Origin of the sequence: Rhizobium sp. NZLR8 (assembly GCF_019685025.1) — a bacterium.
GTDB lineage: Bacteria > Pseudomonadota > Alphaproteobacteria > Rhizobiales > Rhizobiaceae > Rhizobium.
The window spans coordinates 14,634-34,175 of record NZ_JABDVY010000008.1 but is presented as its reverse complement, the minus strand read 5'-3'; the positions used below and the strand labels follow the sequence as shown (position 1 = coordinate 34,175).

Annotated in this window: 15 protein-coding genes and 1 riboswitch; of the genes, 10 read left to right on the top strand and 5 right to left on the bottom strand. The window is 62.2% G+C overall.

Annotation, left to right across the window (positions count from 1 at the left end):
- Positions 1-1,275 (bottom strand): extracellular solute-binding protein, encoded by a 1,275-nt coding sequence (locus tag HJB89_RS18495; RefSeq protein ID WP_221150358.1) that lies wholly within the window; start codon positions 1,273-1,275, stop codon positions 1-3.
- 86 nt (positions 1,276-1,361) lie between these two features.
- Between HJB89_RS18495 and HJB89_RS18490 the strand changes: the two genes are divergently transcribed.
- From HJB89_RS18490 to atzF, 8 genes are all read left to right on the top strand, one after another.
- The gene (locus tag HJB89_RS18490; protein WP_207585868.1) at positions 1,362-2,276 is read left to right on the top strand and encodes a helix-turn-helix domain-containing protein; all 915 of its coding nucleotides are present in this window, start codon (positions 1,362-1,364) and stop codon (positions 2,274-2,276) included.
- 142 nt (positions 2,277-2,418) lie between these two features.
- Positions 2,419-2,527, top strand: a riboswitch (guanidine-I (ykkC/yxkD leader).
- A gap of 73 nt (positions 2,528-2,600) precedes the next feature.
- Positions 2,601-3,674: a putative urea ABC transporter substrate-binding protein gene (locus tag HJB89_RS18485; RefSeq protein WP_207585867.1), complete on the top strand. Its 1,074-nt coding sequence runs from the start codon at positions 2,601-2,603 to the stop codon at positions 3,672-3,674.
- 66 nt (positions 3,675-3,740) lie between these two features.
- Positions 3,741-4,559 carry an ABC transporter permease gene (locus HJB89_RS18480; RefSeq protein ID WP_221150357.1) on the top strand — a complete coding sequence of 273 codons (819 nt, stop codon included), beginning with the start codon at positions 3,741-3,743 and terminating at the stop codon, positions 4,557-4,559.
- Positions 4,556-5,386 carry an ABC transporter ATP-binding protein gene (locus HJB89_RS18475; RefSeq protein ID WP_207585865.1) on the top strand — a complete coding sequence of 277 codons (831 nt, stop codon included), beginning with the start codon at positions 4,556-4,558 and terminating at the stop codon, positions 5,384-5,386. The genes HJB89_RS18480 and HJB89_RS18475 overlap by 4 nt, the downstream gene beginning before the upstream one ends.
- Positions 5,383-6,204, top strand: a complete 822-nt coding sequence (locus HJB89_RS18470) for an urea amidolyase associated protein UAAP1 (protein WP_221116214.1) — start codon at positions 5,383-5,385, stop codon at positions 6,202-6,204. The genes HJB89_RS18475 and HJB89_RS18470 overlap by 4 nt, the downstream gene beginning before the upstream one ends.
- 12 nt (positions 6,205-6,216) lie before the next feature.
- Positions 6,217-6,867, top strand: coding sequence for an urea amidolyase associated protein UAAP2 (locus HJB89_RS18465; RefSeq protein ID WP_221150356.1), 651 nt, complete (start codon positions 6,217-6,219; stop codon positions 6,865-6,867).
- A gap of 3 nt (positions 6,868-6,870) precedes the next feature.
- Positions 6,871-10,410 (top strand): urea carboxylase, encoded by a 3,540-nt coding sequence (gene uca, locus HJB89_RS18460; RefSeq protein ID WP_221131170.1) that lies wholly within the window; start codon positions 6,871-6,873, stop codon positions 10,408-10,410.
- 1 nt (position 10,411) lies between these two features.
- Positions 10,412-12,217, top strand: coding sequence for an allophanate hydrolase (atzF, locus tag HJB89_RS18455; protein ID WP_221116216.1), 1,806 nt, complete (start codon positions 10,412-10,414; stop codon positions 12,215-12,217).
- A gap of 111 nt (positions 12,218-12,328) precedes the next feature.
- Here atzF and HJB89_RS18450 read toward each other — a convergent pair whose 3' ends face one another.
- From HJB89_RS18450 to HJB89_RS18440, 3 genes are all read right to left on the bottom strand, one after another.
- Positions 12,329-12,724, bottom strand: coding sequence for a VOC family protein (locus HJB89_RS18450; RefSeq protein WP_221150355.1), 396 nt, complete (start codon positions 12,722-12,724; stop codon positions 12,329-12,331).
- 131 nt (positions 12,725-12,855) lie between these two features.
- Complete coding sequence (locus tag HJB89_RS18445) at positions 12,856-13,950, bottom strand: Gfo/Idh/MocA family protein (RefSeq protein WP_207585859.1); 1,095 nt, start codon at positions 13,948-13,950, stop codon at positions 12,856-12,858.
- A gap of 10 nt (positions 13,951-13,960) precedes the next feature.
- On the bottom strand, positions 13,961-14,971 hold the full coding sequence (locus HJB89_RS18440; RefSeq protein WP_221116218.1) for a Gfo/Idh/MocA family protein: 1,011 nt from the start codon (positions 14,969-14,971) through the stop codon (positions 13,961-13,963).
- 369 nt (positions 14,972-15,340) lie between these two features.
- Between HJB89_RS18440 and HJB89_RS18435 the strand changes: the two genes are divergently transcribed.
- Both HJB89_RS18435 and HJB89_RS18430 read left to right on the top strand, forming a co-directional pair.
- Positions 15,341-16,501 (top strand): fumarylacetoacetate hydrolase family protein, encoded by a 1,161-nt coding sequence (locus HJB89_RS18435; protein WP_221150354.1) that lies wholly within the window; start codon positions 15,341-15,343, stop codon positions 16,499-16,501.
- Positions 16,502-16,560: 59 nt separating this feature from the next.
- On the top strand, positions 16,561-17,322 hold the full coding sequence (locus tag HJB89_RS18430) for a hypothetical protein (protein ID WP_207585856.1): 762 nt from the start codon (positions 16,561-16,563) through the stop codon (positions 17,320-17,322).
- A gap of 62 nt (positions 17,323-17,384) precedes the next feature.
- Here the strand turns inward: HJB89_RS18430 and scpA are convergent, their stop codons facing one another.
- Positions 17,385-19,523 (bottom strand): methylmalonyl-CoA mutase, encoded by a 2,139-nt coding sequence (scpA, locus tag HJB89_RS18425; protein ID WP_207585855.1) that lies wholly within the window; start codon positions 19,521-19,523, stop codon positions 17,385-17,387.
- Positions 19,524-19,542 lie beyond the last annotated feature (19 nt).

The following is a 19,542-nucleotide window of genomic DNA, read 5'->3' as shown; positions in this document are numbered from 1 at the left end:
TCATTGTGCCACTGGAAGCCCGGTCGCCGAAGCGATCTGCTTGGCGGCATCGTCGAGGGCTGCCTTCGCATCGGGATAACCGCCGGCGAAGAATTTCGTCTGCGTTGCCTTGAAGATGGCTTCGGCGTCGCTCTGGAAAGCGGTGCCGCGGCTCGGCACGATCTTCGGCAGCGTCGCCAGGATATCGGCCCAGACTTTCTGACCGCCCCAATAGGGCTGCGGTTCGCTGATAAAGGGGTCCATTTCAGCCGAAAGCAGCGATGGCACCAGGCCGAATTCCTTCAGCATGGTGATCTGGCCCTCATTCGTGCCGAGGGCGTAGTTGACGAATTTCCAGGCTGCTTCCTTGTTTGCCGAGGTTGCCGAAATGGCGAGCGACGAACCGCCGAGATTGGCCGCATGCGGGCCGTCGGCCGTCAGGCTCGGCATCTTGTAGACGCCCCACTTGCCCTTGAGATCGGGAGAGGTCGAGCGCACTGTGCCCTCATACCAGCCGCCATACAACTGGCTTGCGGCCTTGCCGGCGGTATTGGCCTGGATCTTTTCGTCCCAGTTGGCCGCCGTCAGCGTGCCGGCGTCCTTCATTTCCTTCACCTTCTGAAGCGAGGCGACGCAGGCTGGCTGGTTGATGGTGATATTCTGGCCATCGGTCGAATAATAGCCGCAGCCCTGTTCGTTGGCGAGCATGCGGAACCATTCGCTGTCGCCGTTGAAATCCGCCTGCGCCATGACGACGCCGGGATTGGCGGCGGAAATCTTCTTGCCGGCGGCGATGAAATCGTCCCAGGTGTTGATCGTGCTCGGATCGACGCCCGCCTTTTCGTAGAGATCGCGGCGGTAGAAGACGGCGACAGGACCGGAATCCCAGGGCATGGCATAGGCGACGTCGCCGACCTCAAGCTCGGTACGCTTGAAATCGGGGAATTTCGCCTGGATCTCGGGCGTGTAGCCGAGTTCCTTCAGATTGGCGAAGCAATCCGGGAAACGGCTCCAGAAGATTTCAGCCTCGAAATTTTCGATGCTGACGATGTCAGGCAGGCCGTCGCCGCCGGCTGCACAGGCAGCGAGCGTCTTGTCGAAAACCTGGCTGTTTCCAAGGTCCTCGACGGTGATCTTGATATCGGGGAACTGTTTGTTGAAGCCTGGAAGCGTGGACTTCAATGCCGACGCAGCGACATTCCAGCTCCAGATGGTCAGATTGGCCGACTGCGCGAATGCGGAGCCGGAAGCAAGCAGTGCGACAGCTGCGGTGGCAGCCAGAAGTTTGAAGCGCATTGAAAATCCTCCCTTTTCAATTGCCGTCCTTTCACGAACCCGGTTAAACTAACTGTCAGGGAGCGGCTGTCTCCTAAAAAGGGAATATGAATTTGGCGGAAAGTAAGGTTGGCGTGCGGGCAATCTATCAGCCCGGAGCGAGCAGCATCGAGGGGTCGCCGACGGCGCTGCAAATGTTTCATGCCCACCCGCCTGTGATGGCGATGCCGCACTGGCACGCGCAGGTCGAGGTCAACTACGTGATTCGCGGAAGCGTCCACTATCGCATGAGCGACCACGAATTCCGGCTGAACGCCGGTGAAATGTGTCTCTTCTGGGGTGGGCAGCCGCATCAGATGGACGAATCCTCCGATGATTCGCTCTATGCCGGCGCGCATCTGCCGCTCGTCTATTTCTTCCGGCTGCGCCTGCCGATCAGCATTTCCAGTCGGCTGATGAAGGGCGAGACACTGCTGACTTCGGCAACGGATGCCGCCGACGTCGACAATTTCGCCCGCTGGTTCCGTTATGCCAACTCAGGCAATCCCGCCAAGGCCCAGCATGCCGTCGACGAACTGCTGCTGCGCATCGAGCGTATCGCGCTCGAACCCTATTCGATGACGTCGCAAGCCATCAATCTCGACGGTGATCATCCGCATTCGCATTCTTCGCGCAGCGTCGCCCGCATGTGCGATTTCATCGCCGCCAATTTCCTGCACGACATCGATTCGGTCGATATCGCCCGCGCTGCCGACCTGCATCCGAAATATGCGATGAACCTGTTCAAGCGATCGACGGGTATGACGCTCAGCAAATATGTGACGCTGCTGCGGCTGTCGCGCGCCCAGGCGATGCTGATGAGCGAGGGCGCCAACGTGCTGCAGGTGGCAATGGACAGCGGCTTCGGCTCGATCAGCGCCTTCAATAAATCCTTCCGCCACATCGCCGGCATGTCGCCATCGGACTTCCGCCGCGATATCCGACTGGTGACGACGGTTCCCGCCGGCGCCTTCCGAAACTAGCAGCGCCTAAGGCGGCGGCAGAATGCGCACATTTTCTGTGCAAGTGCATGCACTATTGCATTTTCTGTGAGAGATGATGCCAGCGCACTCTCAATAAAATCAATGATTTATGGTTTGGCACGCACTTTGCTTCGATAGTTGCAGAGTTGGTGGCTAGGGTTCCGGCGTCGCAAGGCGCGGCTGGTCCGAGAGCTGCCACCGGCGGGGGAGACATCCCGTCGGGTGCACGGCGGGATAAAAGCCCGGGAGACCTCGTAAGCCAAGGGATTGGCGGCACGATGGTCATTGCCGATCCCTTTTGAAGAAAAGCAAAGGGGAATTTCAATGCAGACCTTTTCGAAGATCCTATCGATGGCCGCGCTGACGGCCTCCCTGACGCTCGGGCTCAGCTCCATCGCGAAGGCCGAACAGAAGACCGATTTCAAGGTCGCCTGGTCGATCTATGTAGGCTGGATGCCGTGGGGTTACGCGGCCGATCACGGCATCGTCAAGAAATGGGCCGACAAATACGGCATCAAGATCGAGGTCACCCAGTTCAACGACTACGTCGAATCGATGAACCAGTACACCGCCGGCGCCTTCGATGCCGTGACCCTCACCAATATGGACGGCCTGTCGATCCCGGCTGCCGGTGGCGTCGATACGACAGCCGTGATCGTCGGCGACTTCTCGAACGGCAATGATGCCGTCATCCTCAAGGACAAGGCGAGCCTTGCCGACATCAAAGGCCAGAACGTCAATCTCGTAGAATTCTCCGTCTCGCACTATCTGCTGGCCCGCGCGCTCGAAAGCATCAAGATGACCGAGCGCGACGTCAAGGTGGTCAACACCTCCGATGCCGATATGGTCGCTGCCTACAAGACGGCTGACGTAACCGCGGTCGTCACCTGGAACCCGCTGGTCTCGACCATACTCGAGGACCCCACGGCCAAGAAAGTCTTCGACAGCTCGCAGGTGCCAGGCGAGATCATCGATCTGATGGTCGCCAACACCGGCGTGCTGAAGGACAATCCGAATTTCGGCAAGGCGCTCGCCGGCATCTGGTATGAGACCGCAGCGCTCCTGACCGCCGACAGTGCCGACGGCAAGGCTGCGCGCGAGGCGATGGGCCAGGCATCGGGCACCGATCTCAAGGGCTTCGAATCCCAGCTTGCAGCCACCAAGCTGTTTGCCAAGCCGACCGATGCCGTTGCTTTCACCGCCTCGGGCAGCCTGCCGAAGACCATGGATCTCGTCCGCAACTTCCTGTTCGAGAAGGGCCTGCTCGGCAATGGCGCGCCGTCGGCAGACGTCATCGGCATCGAGATGCCTGACGGCAAGGTTCTCGGCGACAGCGGCAACGTCAAGCTGCGCTTCACCGAGACCTACATGAAGGCGGCCGCCGACAGTTCGCTCTGAGCGATGTCCAAGCAGCGGCGCGGCCCTGCCCGCGCCGCCCAACCTTTCATCAGCGGAGCTTTCCCCATGCGCTGGATCAACACGAGGCCGAGCCGGGGCGCACAGCTTGCCTTGACGCTGCTGCCCTTCGTGCTGCTGATCGTTGCCTACACTTTCGGCTCGGCGGCACGGCTGGCGGAAAACACCACCGACAAGCTGCTGCCCGGTCTTGCCGGTTTTGCCGACGCGATCGACCGCCTGGCCTTCATCGCCGATCCGCGCACCGGCCAATACTTGCTGTGGTCCGATACCGGCGCGAGCCTGATCCGGCTGTTTGCCGGCCTCGGCATCTCCACGATCACTGCCCTTGTCATCGGCATGCTGATTGGCATGCTGCCTTATCTCAGGGCGCTGCTCTCCCCTTTTGTCGCCGTCATCTCGATGGTGCCGCCGCTGGCGCTGCTGCCGATCCTCTTTATCGCCATGGGGCTCGGCGAAGCCTCCAAGATCGCGCTGATCGTGATCGGCGTCGCGCCAACGATGATCCGCGACCTTGCGCTGAAGGCGCTGGAACTGCCGCGCGAACAGATCGTCAAGGCGGAAACGCTCGGCGGCTCCTCCTGGCAGATCGGCCTTCGCGTCGTGCTGCCGCAGATCCTGCCCCGGCTGATCACCTGTCTCAGGCTTCAGCTCGGTCCCGCCTGGCTGTTCCTGATCGCGGCCGAGGCGATCTCGTCGGATTCCGGCCTCGGTTACCGCATCTTCCTCGTGCGCCGTTATCTCTCGATGGACATTATCTTTCCCTATGTCGTCTGGATCACGCTGCTCGCCGTGATCATAAATTATGTCCTCGATCGCATCCGCATCGCCGTCTTCCCCTGGTCTGAGCTGGAGAAGCAGGCATGAGCGAACTGGTGATCGAAAAGGTCTGGAAGGAGTATGGCGACCAGATCGTGCTCGAAGACGTGTCGCTGACCGTCGCCTCGCGTTCCTTCGTCGCCCTTGTCGGTCCGTCCGGCTGCGGCAAGACGACGTTTCTGCGCATGCTGCTCGGCCAGGAGCGGCCGACACGGGGCACAATCCGGCTCGACGGTGAAGCGCTGCCGCAGGAGCCGGGGCCGGACCGCGGCGTCGTCTTCCAGCGCTATTCCGTCTTCCCGCATCTGACCGTGCTCGGCAATGTCCTGCTCGGGCGGGAATTCTCCGCTTCCCGTTACAAGGCCAAGGTTTTCGGCGCCGCCCGGCGCAGCGCCGTCGACGAGGCGCGGCGGCTGATTGCCGAAGTCGGCCTTTCCGGCGCCGAGGACAAATATCCGGCGCAGCTTTCCGGCGGCATGCAGCAGCGCCTGGCGCTGGCGCAGGCGCTGATCATGAAGCCGAAAGTGCTGCTGCTCGATGAGCCCTTCGGCGCACTCGATCCCGGCATCCGCGCCGAGATTCACACATTGATGAAGCGCCTCTGGCACGAAACGCAGATGACCGTCGTCATGGTGACGCACGATATGCGCGAGGCCTTCACGCTGGCGACGCGCGTCGTCGCCTTCGAGCGCCGGCGTGACCGCCCGGAGGAGAAGGAGCGCTACGGCGCGACGATCACCAAGGACATTTCGATCTGGCCGCCGAGGCTTGCCGGCACGCCCTCCATCTTCAGCCCCGACCGGGACGGCCCGGTCATTTCTCTGGGCCTTCGCCGGGACGACCCGGCTTCCAGTCCGTCAGGAGAAAAACCATGATGCATGTAAGGCGTTCGCCCGAAGAGATCGCCGCCAACCGGCAGCGTTACGAGGAACATCAGAAGAAGGGGCTGGAATTTGCGCCGAAGGCCCTGCCGGCGCCGAGCCCCCTGCCCGTGTCCACAATCGATGCGGCCGCGATCATCCACCAGGAAACCATCCCCGGCGGCTGGTACTGGTCGACAGCGCTGAAGCGCGGCGAGGCCATCCGCATCGATCAGGGCGAAGGCGGCTCGACCGTGGCGCTCGTTGCCTGGAATGCCGCCGACACCAGCGAAAGACTCAACCTCGTCGATACGGTCAAGGTGCAGTGGACGACGGCGCTCGGCAAGGGTCGCGTCATCTTCTCGGATATGGGCCGGGTGATGTTTTCGCTGATCGAGGACAGTTCCGGCGCCCATGACTGCCTGATGGGCGGATCGACGGCTGCCTCCAACGCCGCCAGATACCCCGGCGTCAAGACCCGCAATACCCGCGACAATCTCGTGCTCATCACCGGAAAACTCGGCCTTGCCAGGCGCGACATTCCGGCGATTCTCAATCTCTTCGCCCCCGTCCGCGTCGACGATGACGGCGGCTTCCACTGGCGCGGCAAGCTTTCCAACAGCGGCGATTATGCCGAGCTGCGCGCCGAGATGGACATGATCGTCGGCTTCTCCAATTGCCCGCATCCGCTCGATCCCGACCCGGTCTATCAGCCGAAGCCGGTGATCGTCACGCGCTTTCGGTCACCTGTGCCCGCAGCCGACGACCTCTCGCGCACGGCGACCGCCGAAGCCTTTCGCGGCTTCGAGAACAACGCATCGATGCTGGCCTGAGGAGGGATGCCGATGACCGATTTCATCAAGACCGCCGCATCGCGCCGCATCGAAAATGCCGTGCAGGATCATTTCATTCCGGCCGAAGCGCCATGGTCCGGCATCGTGCGCAAAGGTCAGACGATCCGCATCGAGGACAGCTACGGCCAGCAGGCGATCGACACGTTGTTTTATCGCGCCAATGACTTTGCCGAGCGTTACTCCAACCAGGATACGATGCGGGCGCAGGGTGGCGCCTATATCGGCACCGGCACGAAGATCATATCGAATGAAGGCAACGTCATGCTTGTCATGACGGCCGACAGCTGCGGCCGGCACGACACATCAGCCGGCGCCTGCTCCTGCGAGAGCAACACCGTGCGTTTCGGCCACGGCACGAAATACCTGCATGCCTGCCGCGACAATTTCGTGCTCGAAGTGACCAGGCACGGCATGAGCAAGCGCGACATCGTGCCGAACATCAACTTCTTCATGAATGTGCCTATCAAGCCGAACGGCGAGATGACCATCGTCGACGGCATTTCCGCACCGGGTGACTATGTGGAACTGGTGGCGGAGATGGATGTGCTCTGCGTCATCTCCAACTGCCCGCAGATCAACAATCCCTGCAACGGCTTCGATCCGACGCCGATCCGGGTGCTGATCTGGGATGGCGAGGACTGATCGATGTTCACCAAGGTCCTTATCGCCAATCGCGGCGAAATCGCTGTCCGGGTCATCCGCACATTGAAGAGGATGGGCATTGCCTCGGTCGCCGTCTATTCCGATGCCGATCGCTTCTCGAAGCCGGCGCTGACTGCCGACGAAGCCGTACGCCTGGGTCCAGCGCCAGCTGCCGAAAGCTATTTGAACGTCGATGCCGTCATCGCGGCCTGCAAGGCGACGGGAGCGCAAGCCGTGCATCCGGGTTACGGTTTCCTCTCGGAGAATATCGGCTTTGCCGAGCGGCTCGCCGCCGAAGGTATCGCCTTCATCGGCCCGCGGCCGGAGCAGCTGTCGGCCTTCGGCCTGAAGCATACGGCGCGCCAACTGGCGAAAGCGAGCGGCGTGCCGCTGCTGCCCGGCACCGATCTGTTGCAGAGCGTTGAGGCGGCGCTTTCGGCGGCCGAGACTGTCGGTTACCCCGTCATGCTGAAGAGCACGGCCGGCGGCGGCGGCATTGGCATGCAGCTCTGCGCCGATGCGGCGGCCCTGAAGGCCTCCTTCGAAAGCGTGCAGAGGACCGCGCGGGCCAGCTTCGGCGATGCCCGCGTCTATATCGAGCGTTTCGTTGCCGAAGCGCGCCATGTCGAGGTGCAGATCTTCGGCGACGGCAAGGGCAGGGTGATCGCGCTCGGCGAGCGCGACTGCTCGCTGCAACGGCGGAACCAGAAGGTGGTCGAGGAGACCCCTGCCCCCGGCCTCTCCGCCGAAACCAGAGTGCGGCTGCACAAGGCGGCGGTCGATCTGGGAAGCTCGGTCTCGTATGAATCCGCCGGCACGGTCGAATTCATCTACGATCCCCAGCGCGAGGAATTCTATTTTCTCGAGGTCAATACCCGCCTGCAGGTCGAGCATCCGGTGACGGAAGCCGTCTTCGGCATCGATCTCGTCGAATGGATGATCCGGCAGGCGGCGGGCGAGGATGTGCTCTCGGGCGCCGAGGCGCTGTCGCCGAAGGGTGCGGCGATCGAGATGCGGATCTATGCCGAGATGCCGCATGCCGATTTCCGCCCGAGCGCCGGCCTGCTGACTGAGGTCATCTTCCCGGAAAGTGCCCGCGTCGACGGCTGGATCGAGACGGGAACCGAGGTGACGCCCTTCTATGATCCGATGCTCGCCAAGCTGATCGTGGCGGCGGAGGACCGGCCTGCGGCGATCGAAAAGCTGAAGGTAGCACTTGCGGCGACATCGATATCAGGCATCGAGACCAATCTCGATTATCTCAGAACCATCGCCGCTTCCGAACTGCTTGCCGGCGCCAAGGTGGCGACGACGGCGCTGCGCGACTTCGCCTTCGTTCCCGATGTCGTCGAGGTTCTCACGCCTGGCGCGCAATCGAGCATCCAGGAACTGCCGGGCCGGCTCGGCCTCTGGCATGTCGGTGTGCCGCCGAGCGGTCCGATGGACGAGCGCTCCTTCCGTCATGCCAATCGCCTGGTCGGCAATGCCGATGTGACGGCCGCACTGGAGTTGACGGTCTCCGGCCCGACGCTCAGGTTTTATGCCGAGCAGACCATCGCGCTGGCCGGTGCCCGGATGCCAATGGCATGCGATGGCGTAAAAGTACCGCATGACGAGCCGGTGACGATCCGGGCTGGCCAAGTTCTGTCGATCGGCACGATCGAAGGGCCGGGGCAGCGCGCCTATCTCGCAGTCGCCGGCGGTTTTGCCGCGCCTGTTGTGCTCGGCTCCCGGGCGACTTTCGGCCTCGGTCAGTTCGGCGGCAACGCCACCGGCACGCTGAAGACGGGCCATGTGCTGCATTTCGACCGGCAGGCGCCGGCCGAACCGGCGACGCCAGCGACGGAGCCAGCCGCATTGACACGCGAATGGGATGTCGGCGTCGTCTATGGCCCGCATGGCGCACCTGACTTCTTCGAGGATGGCGATATCGAGACGCTGTTCTCGACAGCCTACGAGGTGCATTTCAACAGCGCCCGCACCGGTGTGCGCCTCATCGGTCCCGCCCCGCGATGGGCGCGCCGCGATGGCGGCGAGGCCGGACTGCACCCGTCCAACCTGCATGACAATGCCTATGCGATCGGGGCGATCGATTTCACCGGCGACATGCCGATCATTCTTGGCCCCGATGGCCCGAGCCTTGGCGGCTTCGTCTGCCCGGCGGTGATCGCTCGCGACGAACAGTGGAAAATGGGCCAGTTCAAGCCCGGCGACCGTATCCGTTTCCACGCCGTGGCGCGGCCGGAAGACCCGATCGCCGGCCCGGCAGTGCGGCGGGTCGCGGAAGAGACGGGTTCGCCGATCGTCGGTATCAGGGAGGACGGCCCGGTTTCCGTCGTCTATCGCCGCCAGGGCGACGACAATCTGCTCGTCGAATATGGGCCGATGACGCTCGATATTGCGCTCCGGCTGCGGGTGCATCTGCTGATGCAGGCGATCGTCGAGGCCCGTCTTCCCGGCGTCGTCGATCTGACGCCCGGCATCCGTTCGTTGCAGATCCATTATGACGGCACGACACTGACGCGAAAGCGGCTGCTCGGGCTGCTCTCCGAGATCGAAGCGACGCTGCCGGCGGCGCAGGATGTCAAGGTGCCGAGCCGCATCGTGCATCTGCCGCTCTCTTGGAACGATCCGGATGCGGAGCTTGCGATGCGGAAGTATCAGGAGCTTGTGCGCCCGAACGCGCCGTGGTGTCCGTCGAATATCGAGTTCATCCGCCGTATCAACGGTCTTCCCGACGAGCAGGCGGTGCGCGACATCGTCTTCGATGCGAGTTACCTCGTGCTCGGTCTCGGCGATGTCTATCTCGGGGCGCCGGTTGCGACCCCGACCGATCCGCGCCACCGCCTCGTCACAACGAAGTACAATCCGGCCCGTACCTGGACGCCTGAGAACGCCGTCGGCATCGGCGGCGCCTATATGTGCATCTACGGCATGGAGGGGCCGGGCGGCTACCAGCTCTTCGGCCGCACCATCCAGGTCTGGAACACCTGGCGGGAGACGCCGGCCTTTGCAAGGGGCAAGCCCTGGCTGCTGAACTTCTTCGACCAGATCCGTTTCTTCCCGGTCAGTAACCAGGAACTGACGGAGGCGCGCGCCGCCTTCCCGCACGGCGGCTATCCCATCAGGATCGAGGAGACCGAATTCTCCTATGCCGCCTATGAGAAGGAATTGCAGGCGAATTCGGTGTCGATCGGCCGCTTCAAGACGATGCAGCAGGCAGCCTTCGATGCCGAACGCCAGCGCTGGAAGGAAGCAGGCCTCGACAGCTTCGTCACCGACGAAGGCGCCGGCGAAAGCCCGGATGGAGATATTCCGGATGGCTGCTTCGGCGTCGCCAGCGCAGTGCCCGGCAATATCTGGAAACTGCTGGTCGAGCCGGGCACCCCGGTTGCGGCCGGCGATACACTTGCGATCATCGAATCGATGAAAATGGAAATCAACGTCACCGCCCATGCGCCAGGCCGCGTCCGCGATCTGCGCGCCGGGCCGGGAAGAAACGTCAAAGCCGGCGATATTATCGTCGTCCTGGAGGAATGCTGACATGCTGCCGACCATTCTCGATCTCTCAAGCCTTCGCGCCGCCTATCAATCCGGCCTGACGCCGCTCGATGCCATCGAAGAGGTGATAACGCGCCGCGCCGCCTCGAAGGATGCGGCGATCTTCATCACGCCGGTGCCCGACGAAGAGCTGCGCGCTGCCGCGAAAGCCTTGATGACGCGCGCGCCTGAGGCAAACAGCCTGCCGCTCTGGGGCGTGCCCTTTGCGGTGAAGGACAATATCGATGCCGCCGGCCTGCCGACGACCGCCGCCTGCCCGGCTTATGAGTATCGGCCGGAAGCGGACTCCACCGTCGTTGCGCGGCTGAAGGCGGCCGGCGCCATCATCATCGGCAAGACCAACCTCGACCAGTTCGCGACCGGCCTCAACGGGACACGCTCGCCCTATGGCGCACCGCGTTCGGTCTTCGATGCGGCCTATATTTCAGGCGGTTCGAGCTCCGGATCTGCGGTCACGGTCGCCTCCGGCCTGGCCGCCTTCGCGCTCGGCACGGATACGGCGGGCTCCGGCCGCGTGCCTGCCGCCTTCAACAATCTGGTCGGCATCAAGCCGACCCCAGGCCTTCTGCCGAACACCGGCGTCGTTCCGGCCTGCAAGAGCATGGACTGCATTACGATCTTTGCCGCGACCGTCGGTGACGGCGTTGCGATCCGCACTGTCGCCGAAGGCCTCGATGCCGCCGATCCTTTCTCCCGTCGCGCCAAGCCGGCAAACCTGCCGGTGTCGAGGTTGCGCATCGGCGTCCTCACCGACGCCGAGCGTGAGTTCTTCGGCGACAAGGAGGTGGAGGCGCTCTACGACCAGGCGATCGAGCGGGCCAGAGTGCTCGGCGCGACCATCGTGCCTTTCGATTACGCGCCGTTCCGCGAGGCCGCCGCTCTCCTTTATGACGGGCCGTGGGTCGCCGAGCGCCTTGCGGCGGTCGAGACCTTCCTCGCCACGAATGCGGCCGATTTTGATCCGACGGTGCGGGGGATTATCGAGGGCGCCAGGGGCAAGACCGCGGTCGAGGCCTTCAATGGCCGCTACCGGCTGGAAGAACTGCGCCGCAAGACCGAAGCCGAATGGGAAAAGGCGGACGTTCTTCTGTTGCCGACCGCACCGACCACCTACACGGTCGCTGACATGCTCGCCAATCCTGTGTTGCTGAACGGCCGTCTCGGTCGTTACACCAATTTCGTCAACCTGCTCGATTGCGCGGCGATCGCCGTTCCGGCTGGCTTCGGAAAAGACGGTTTGCCGGGCGGCGTTACCGTGATCGCGTCTGCTTTTACCGACGATGCGCTGGCGCCGCTCGCCGATGCGCTGCATCGCGCGGCACGCTCCGGACTGGGCATCGACCGGCAGGCGGCCATCCCCGAAGCCAGCCGTGTTGCGGCTGTCGATGACGGCTTCGTCGAGATCGTCGTGGTCGGCGCGCATCTGACCGGCATGCCGCTCAATCATGAGCTGACCGGCGCCGGCGGTCGGCTGATCAAGACTTGCAACACGACTGGCGAATACCGTCTCTTCGTGCTGCCGGACACGGTGCCGCCGAAGCCAGGCCTCATCCGTGAACCTGGCCACAAGGGCCGCGGTCTGGAGGTTGAGATCTGGGCACTGCCGGCCGATGCCTTCGGCCGCTTCGTCCAGAAGATCCCGGCGCCGCTCGGCATCGGAAAGGTGGCGCTCGACGATGGCACGAGCGTTTCCGGTTTTCTTTGCGAGGCACATGCGGTGAACGGCGCCGAAGACATCACCTCGCTCGGCGGCTGGCGGAGCTATATTCGCGTCAAGTTGGCGAGCTGAGCGTGAGGAGCGAAGAATGGCGACGGATGTTCAAGCGGCTGGTTGCGCATCTCCTGACGGGGCTGACCGCGCGAACCAGGGCGATCGGCAGACCCGGCTTGCGCTGACGGCTTACCGTTTCTCGGCAAGTTCGATCTGAATGCCGTCGGGATCGCGCAGGAAGGCAACCTTGTGAAGCACCTCGGCATTGATTGCCAGGCGCGGCCGCTCCTTGATCCCGACGCCGGCCATTTCCAGCCGGGCGAAGGTCTGGTCGACATTTTCGAACAGGAAGGTCAGATGACGCAGGCCGGCGGTAGCCTCCGGCACATCCACTGCCCTTGCCGCACCGCCCGCCGGTGCGAAGATTTCGAGCATGCCGCCGCCGGCATCGAGGAAGGCGATCTCAGAGCCGTCGGCCATGACCTTGCGCAGATGCAGGCGCAGGCCGAGCAGGCCGCAGTAAAAAACCACAGTGCGGTCCATGTCGCTCACCGTCATGCCGACATGTTCGAAGGATTTCAGCATGAGAGCGCCCTTCCCTGCTCAGAGCATGATGCCGAAAAGTGTGAGCGGTTTTCGGACAACATCATGCTCTAACTATTTAATTTAGAAGAGGATTCAGATTTCAGGCCGATTCGGCCTGAAATCATCCTGTTCTAGCCGGCAGCCGCGCGCCGCTCTTCTTCCGGAAGCCAGGAACGATAGAGCGGATGATCGGCGGCAATCGGCATCGGCGTTGGCTGACCGGTGCGCTGCGAGAAATAGGCGGCCGTCACCAGCTCCAGCGAATTGCGGGCATCCTGTAGCGTCACCGGCGGCGCAGTATCCTCGACGATCGCCTTATGGAAGAGCTCGAACTGACGGGTATAGCCGTCCTCGCCGGGCACGTATGCGGCGAGCGCCGCGTCGATCCGCGCCTGATGGTCCTCCGTTCCTGCGGTGAAGACCCAGGGATCGCGGCCCATCGTATAGGGTTCGAGGATGCTATCGGCGACGAGATCGCTGAAGCAGAAGCGCAACCGCGAGATCTCCTTGCGCGAGCCGAGCGTCATCGACAGCGTCGCCAGCGAGCCATTCTGCATCTTGACCGAAAGCGCTGCCGTATCTTCGACCTGGATCGGGTTGACCAGTGTCGCGCCATAGGAAAACACTTCAGCGCAGGGACCATGCACATAGTTCAGCATGTCATGGGCGTGGATCGCATGGCCGAGAAGGCCGCCGCCGAGTTCAGTCGCCCATTTGCCGCGCCACGGCACGGCGTAATAATCCGGGCCGCGCCACCAATGGGTCTCGATCGTCGTCAGGAACGGCTTGCCGGCGAGGCCGCTTTCGATCAGCAGCTTCAGCTTCTGCAGGCCAGACCCATAACGATACTGGAAGATCGGCATCAGCTTCCTGCCGGGGAAACGGGCGAGGATGCGGCCCATCTCGTCGACCTCGGCGATCGAGCCGAACAGCGGTTTCTCGCAGATGACGTGCTTGCCGGATTCGATGCCCTTGCGGCAGAGTTCGAAATGCGAGCTCGGCGGCGTCGAAATGTCGATGATATCGAGATCATCACGGGCAAACAGCGAATCTGCGTCCTGCGTATACTCGCCGATGCCGTACTCCTCGCACAGAGCCCTGCCGCGTTCCTCGTCGAGCGAGCAGAGCACGGGAACCTCGAAAAGCTCCTCGTTCCAGCCGAAGCCGGCCAGATGCCGCGCAGCGATGCCTGCGCCGATGACACCGACGCGCAATTTCCTGGTCATGATATCCTCCTCAGCGAGCGCCGATCCGCGCGGCTTTCGTCTGGGCTTCAAGCGAAAGGCGGCAGACTTCGAAAACGTGATCCTGCGTCATCGCCGTCTGCGTGCGATTGCCGACATCGGCGGTGAAAGCATCGAAATAGTCGAGCTTTTCATCGCTGCAATCGATGTGGGTCATCTCCTTGCCGTTGACCAGGAACAGGTGATCCTTGCCCGGCCGGCCGGCAATATCGATATATTTGCGTAGTTCGATATAGCCTTCGGTGCCGAGGATGGTGAGGCGGCCGTCGCCCCAGGTCGGCAACGCCTCCGGGGTGAACCAGTCGACGCGAACATAACCCGCCGCTCGGTCGGAGCGCAGCAGCACCTCGCCGAAATCCTGGAAATCAGGCTTGTCGGGCATGCCGAAATTGCCGATCGAGCTTGCGATGACCTCGCCTGTGATCGAGCCGGTATAGAACAGGAACTGGTCGACCTGATGCGAGGCGATATCGACGATGATGCCGCCGAAGGCTTCGGGATCGAAGAACCAGTGCGGTCGGGTCGGGAGCTGCAGCCGGTGCGGGCCGACGCCGAGCGTCTGGATCACCTTGCCGATCGCGCCTTCGGCGACAAGCTTGCCGGCCTTGACAGCGGAGCGCACGCAATGACGCTCGGAAAAGCAGATCGAGAAGATCTTGCCGGTCTCGGCGACGGTCCGCCTGACCTCTTCCAGTTGGGCGAAGGTCGTCACGCCGGGCTTGTCGGTCATCACATCCTTGCCCGACCTCATCGCGCGGACGGCAAGCCCGGCGCGGTCACGTGGGATCGCGGCAATGCAGATGACATCGATCGACGGATCCTCGAACAGCTTTTCCCGGTCGATCTGCGGCACGTCGGGATAGGTCTTCTCGAAGGCCTCGCGCAATGCCGGCACCGAAGTCTGCGGGCAATAGCCGACGAACTCGCCGCCTGAGGCAAGCAATCCCTTCACGTGATCGAACGTGTGCCCATGGTCGATTCCGACGACGGCAAATCTCAACATCGCTGCAATATCCTCCTGGGATGTTCATCCGGCCCGCCGAGGCCAGCTTCCTCCATGTCGGGCAAAACAGATAACGAAAGCTGGCGTCTGTCAAGATAAGACAAGAGGCGAAAACGGCCATGTCATGAATTAAGTATATGAAGTATAATGATTATTTTGTATCTAAATAGTTATTTTGCGTGCTTTCGGCGATTGCAATCCGCCAGAAGGTCGCCGTTCGATCCGCTCACGTGAAAGTCTTTTTCCTAGCCGTATCTTGCTCGATCTCCATGAATGTGATCGATTTCGGCCGCCGCTGGGCTGGAGAGCGGCAACGACTCCGAAAAATTTTAAAGAGCGCTCCCCGCTCGCCTGTGATGGAAGATTGCCATGTCTCATCCCCTTTTCGATGCTGCCGCTTCGGCCGGTCTTTTTGTCGGCCGCATCTGGAATCCCGAGGTTGGCGGGCCGAGCGTCGTGACACTTCGCGACGGAGTGCTGGTCGACATCACGTCGCGCGAAGCGCCGACGCTGAGCGCCCTGCTCGAGAGACAGGATGCCGCCGCCTTTGTCCGCGCTGCAGGCGGCAAGGCGGTCGGCTCCGTGGAGGAGATCGCCGCCAACAGCTCCGGAGCACCGGATGAAGCGCGTCCCTATCTGCTTGCGCCTGTTGACCTGCAGGCAGTCAAGGCCTGCGGCGTCACCTTCGCTCAGTCGATGATCGAGCGCGTCATCGAAGAAAAGGCCGCCGGCAATCCGGAACGCGCCGCCTCGATCCGTGAGCGCGTCAGCACGCTGATCGGCGGCAGCCTCACCAATCTGAAGGCTGGTTCACAGGAAGCCGCCAAGGTCAAGCAGGCCCTGATCGACGAGGGCATGTGGTCGCAATATCTCGAGGTCGGCATCGGTCCCGATGCCGAAGTCTTTACCAAGGCGCCCGTGCTGTCTTCCGTCGGTTGGGGCGCTGATGTCGGCCTGCATCCGATCTCGACCTGGAACAATCCCGAGCCGGAAATCGTGCTCGCCGTCAACAGCCGCGGCGAAATCAAGGGGGCGACGCTCGGCAACGACGTCAACCTGCGCGATGTCGAGGGGCGTTCGGCACTGCTGCTCGGCAAGGCCAAGGACAACAACGCCTCCTGCTCGATCGGTCCTTTCATCCGGCTATTCGATGCCGGTTACGGCCTCGATGATGTGCGCAAAGCCGAACTCGACCTGAAGGTGTCAGGCAAGGACGGTTTCGTGCTGCACGGCAAGAGTTCGATGTCGCAGATCAGCCGCGACCCGACCGATCTCGTCAAGCAGACGCTTGGCCCCCATCATCAATATCCGGATGGTTTCATGCTTTTCCTCGGCACACTGTTTGCGCCGACGCAGGACCGCGACGCGCAGAAGCAGGGCTTCACTCACAAGATCGGCGATGTCGTCGAGATCTCCTCGGCAGGGCTCGGCGCCCTCGTCAACACTGTGCGTCTCTCCACCGAATGCCCACCCTGGACCTTCGGCATTTCGGCGCTGATGCTCAATCTGGCGAAGCGCGGATTGCTATAAGTTATTGAGCGCACAGCTTGTCGCGAAATGTATCGGCTGCTCTGATCAACAGGTTTGCTATGACAGATAGCTCTTTACAAAGCGGTATCCCGAAACGCTCAGATGAAGAAAAAGTGCGGTTTTGTGCCGCTAACAATGCCGACTTGTACCGGGCAATATTCCGTGCCCATGGATTGCCTGATCAGCGAACCAGTGCGTTTTGGTCAAGTGATGCAATCGCACCTCCATACTATTCCAACATGACGACACTCGACCGGGATGCAACACAGGAGCAGCTGATTGAAATCGATCGGCTGACAGATCGGCTAGGACGGCGACCTGGTATCAAAGACGGCTTTTCCAAGCTAGATCTCAACAACAACGGGTTCCGGTTGTTGTTTTCCGCATCATGGATTTGGGTTGAACCTCATAAAAGCTCATCGAGTGCGCCTCAAGGTTGGGTACGCGTTCGCGAGGCGGCAGCGCTGGATCGCTGGGAACGTTCCTGGAAAGAGTCTGGTAGCCCGACCGATGCCAACGTCTTCACACCTGCCCTGCTTTCCGATCCCGACATGCACATCTACGGTCGATTGGCCGGCGACGGCTTTGATGCGGGATGCATCGCAAATCGATCGCCGCAGGTTGTAGGCATCTCCAATATTTTTAGTTTGGCTGGTACGCCTCAGGCCTTCCAGGATGCAATTTCATTGGCTACTATCGCTTTTGCAGCCGATTTGCCCCTTGTCGGATATGATCGCGGTGAAGTGCTAGACGAAATGAAAAAGCTGGGTTTCAAGCCCGTCGGCCAATTGCGGATCTGGCTATCTGATGAGGGCGCATAAACGCTTTCCCCCTTTGTTCTCCATTAGTCTAGCGTTTAGCGGGAGAACAACGCTACGCCCTCTTACTGGTTCCGCCGCCTGCCCTGCAGCAGGTCGAGGACGGAGTTTGCCGCTTCGAGGACGTTGGTGCCCGGACCGAACACGGCCGCAACGCCGTGTTCGTGCAGGAATTCATAATCCTGCCGCGGGATGACGCCGCCGCAAACGACGATGATATCGTCACCGCCCTGCGCTCTCAGTCTGTCGATCAACTGCGGCAGCAACGTTCTGTGACCGGCCGCCAACGATGAGACGCCGACGACATTGACCTTTTCGCCGAGCGCCATCTCGACGGCCTCGTCAGGCGTTTGGAACAGCGGGCCGGCGAGCACGTCGAAACCGATATCGCCGAAGGCTGAAGCGATCACCTTGGCGCCCCGGTCGTGCCCGTCCTGGCCGAGCTTGGCGACCATGATCTTCGGCCGGTGCCCCATCGCTTCCGTCACCTCCGTCATGCGGGCCTTCAGCACGGCGAGTTCCGGCTCGTCGCTATAGGCCTCGCCATAGACGCCGGTGATGACCTCCGGCGTGGCGGCATGATCGCCGAAGGCCTCGCGCATGGCATCCGATATCTCACCGACCGTAGCGCGGGCTCGCGCCGCTTCGATCGCGGCTTCGAGCAGGTTGCCGTTGCCGCTGCGTGCGGTGTTCATCAGCCTCGCCAGCGTCTCGCGCACGGCGTTGCTATCACGCCGCCGCTTCGTTTCCTCGATGCGTTTGATTTGGGCTGTGCGCACCGCACTGTTATCGATCTCCAGAATGTCGATCGGCTGTTCGTTGTCGAGCCTGTAGCGGTTGACGCCGACGATGACCTCCTCGCCCTTGTCGACGGCCGCCTGGCGCCGCGCGGCTGCTTCCTCGATCAGCCGTTTCGGCAGACCCTCGTTGACGGCCTTCGTCATGCCGCCGAGCGCCTCCACCTCCTCGATCAGCGCCCAGGCTTTTTCCGCGAGCTCCTTCGTCAGGCTCTCGACGTAATAAGAGCCAGCCAGCGGATCGACCACCCTAGTGACGCCGGTTTCATGCTGCAGGATCAGCTGAGTGTTGCGGGCGATGCGGGCCGAAAATTCGGTCGGCAGCGCGATCGCTTCGTCGAAGGAATTGGTATGCAACGACTGCGTGCCGCCGAGCACGGCCGACATCGCCTCGAAGGCGGTGCGAATGATGTTGTTATAGGGATCCTGTTCCTGCAGCGAGACGCCGGAGGTCTGGCAATGGGTGCGCAACATCAGCGAGGAAGCCTTCTTTGGCTGGAACTCCTCCATGATCCGGGTCCAAAGCAGGCGGGCGGCACGAAGCTTGGCCGCCTCCATGAAGAAGTTCATGCCGATGGCGAAGAAGAAGGAGAGCCTTCCGGCGAAATCGTCGACACTCAGCCCCTTGGCGATCGCCGCCCTGACATATTCCCGACCATCGGCAAGCGTGAAGGCGAGTTCCTGGACGAGCGTCGCGCCAGCCTCCTGCATGTGATAGCCGGAGATCGAGATCGAGTTGAATTTCGGCATCTCCCTTGCCGTATATTCGATGATGTCGGCAACGATCCGCATCGACGGTTCCGGCGGGTAGATATAGGTGTTGCGGACCATGAACTCCTTGAGGATGTCGTTCTGAATGGTGCCCGACAGATCGGCCTTCGAAACGCCCTGCTCCTCGCTGGCGACAATGTAGGAGGCGAGGATCGGGATGACGGCGCCGTTCATGGTCATCGAGACGGACATGTCGGCAAGCGGAATGCCGTCGAACAGGATCTTCATGTCCTCGACACTGTCGATCGCGACGCCCGCCTTGCCGACATCGCCTTCGACGCGCGGATGGTCGCTGTCATAACCGCGGTGGGTGGCGAGATCGAAGGCGACGGAGAGGCCCTTCTGACCGGCGGCCAGATTCTTCCGGTAAAAAGCGTTCGATGCCTCTGCCGTCGAGAAGCCGGCATATTGGCGGATCGTCCAGGGCCGGCCGGCATACATCGTCGCGCGCGGGCCGCGGGTGAAGGGCGAAAAGCCGGGAAGCGAGCCAAGGTGATCGGCGCCCTCGAGATCCTCGGCCGTATAGAGCGGCTTGACGGCGATACCCTCCGGCGTCTGCCAGGTCAGGGTTTCTGGCGAGGCGCGCGATTCCTTCTGCGCGAGCTCCGTCCAATCCGACAGCGTCTTCTTCGTCATGCGTTTTCTCCGGCTTTTT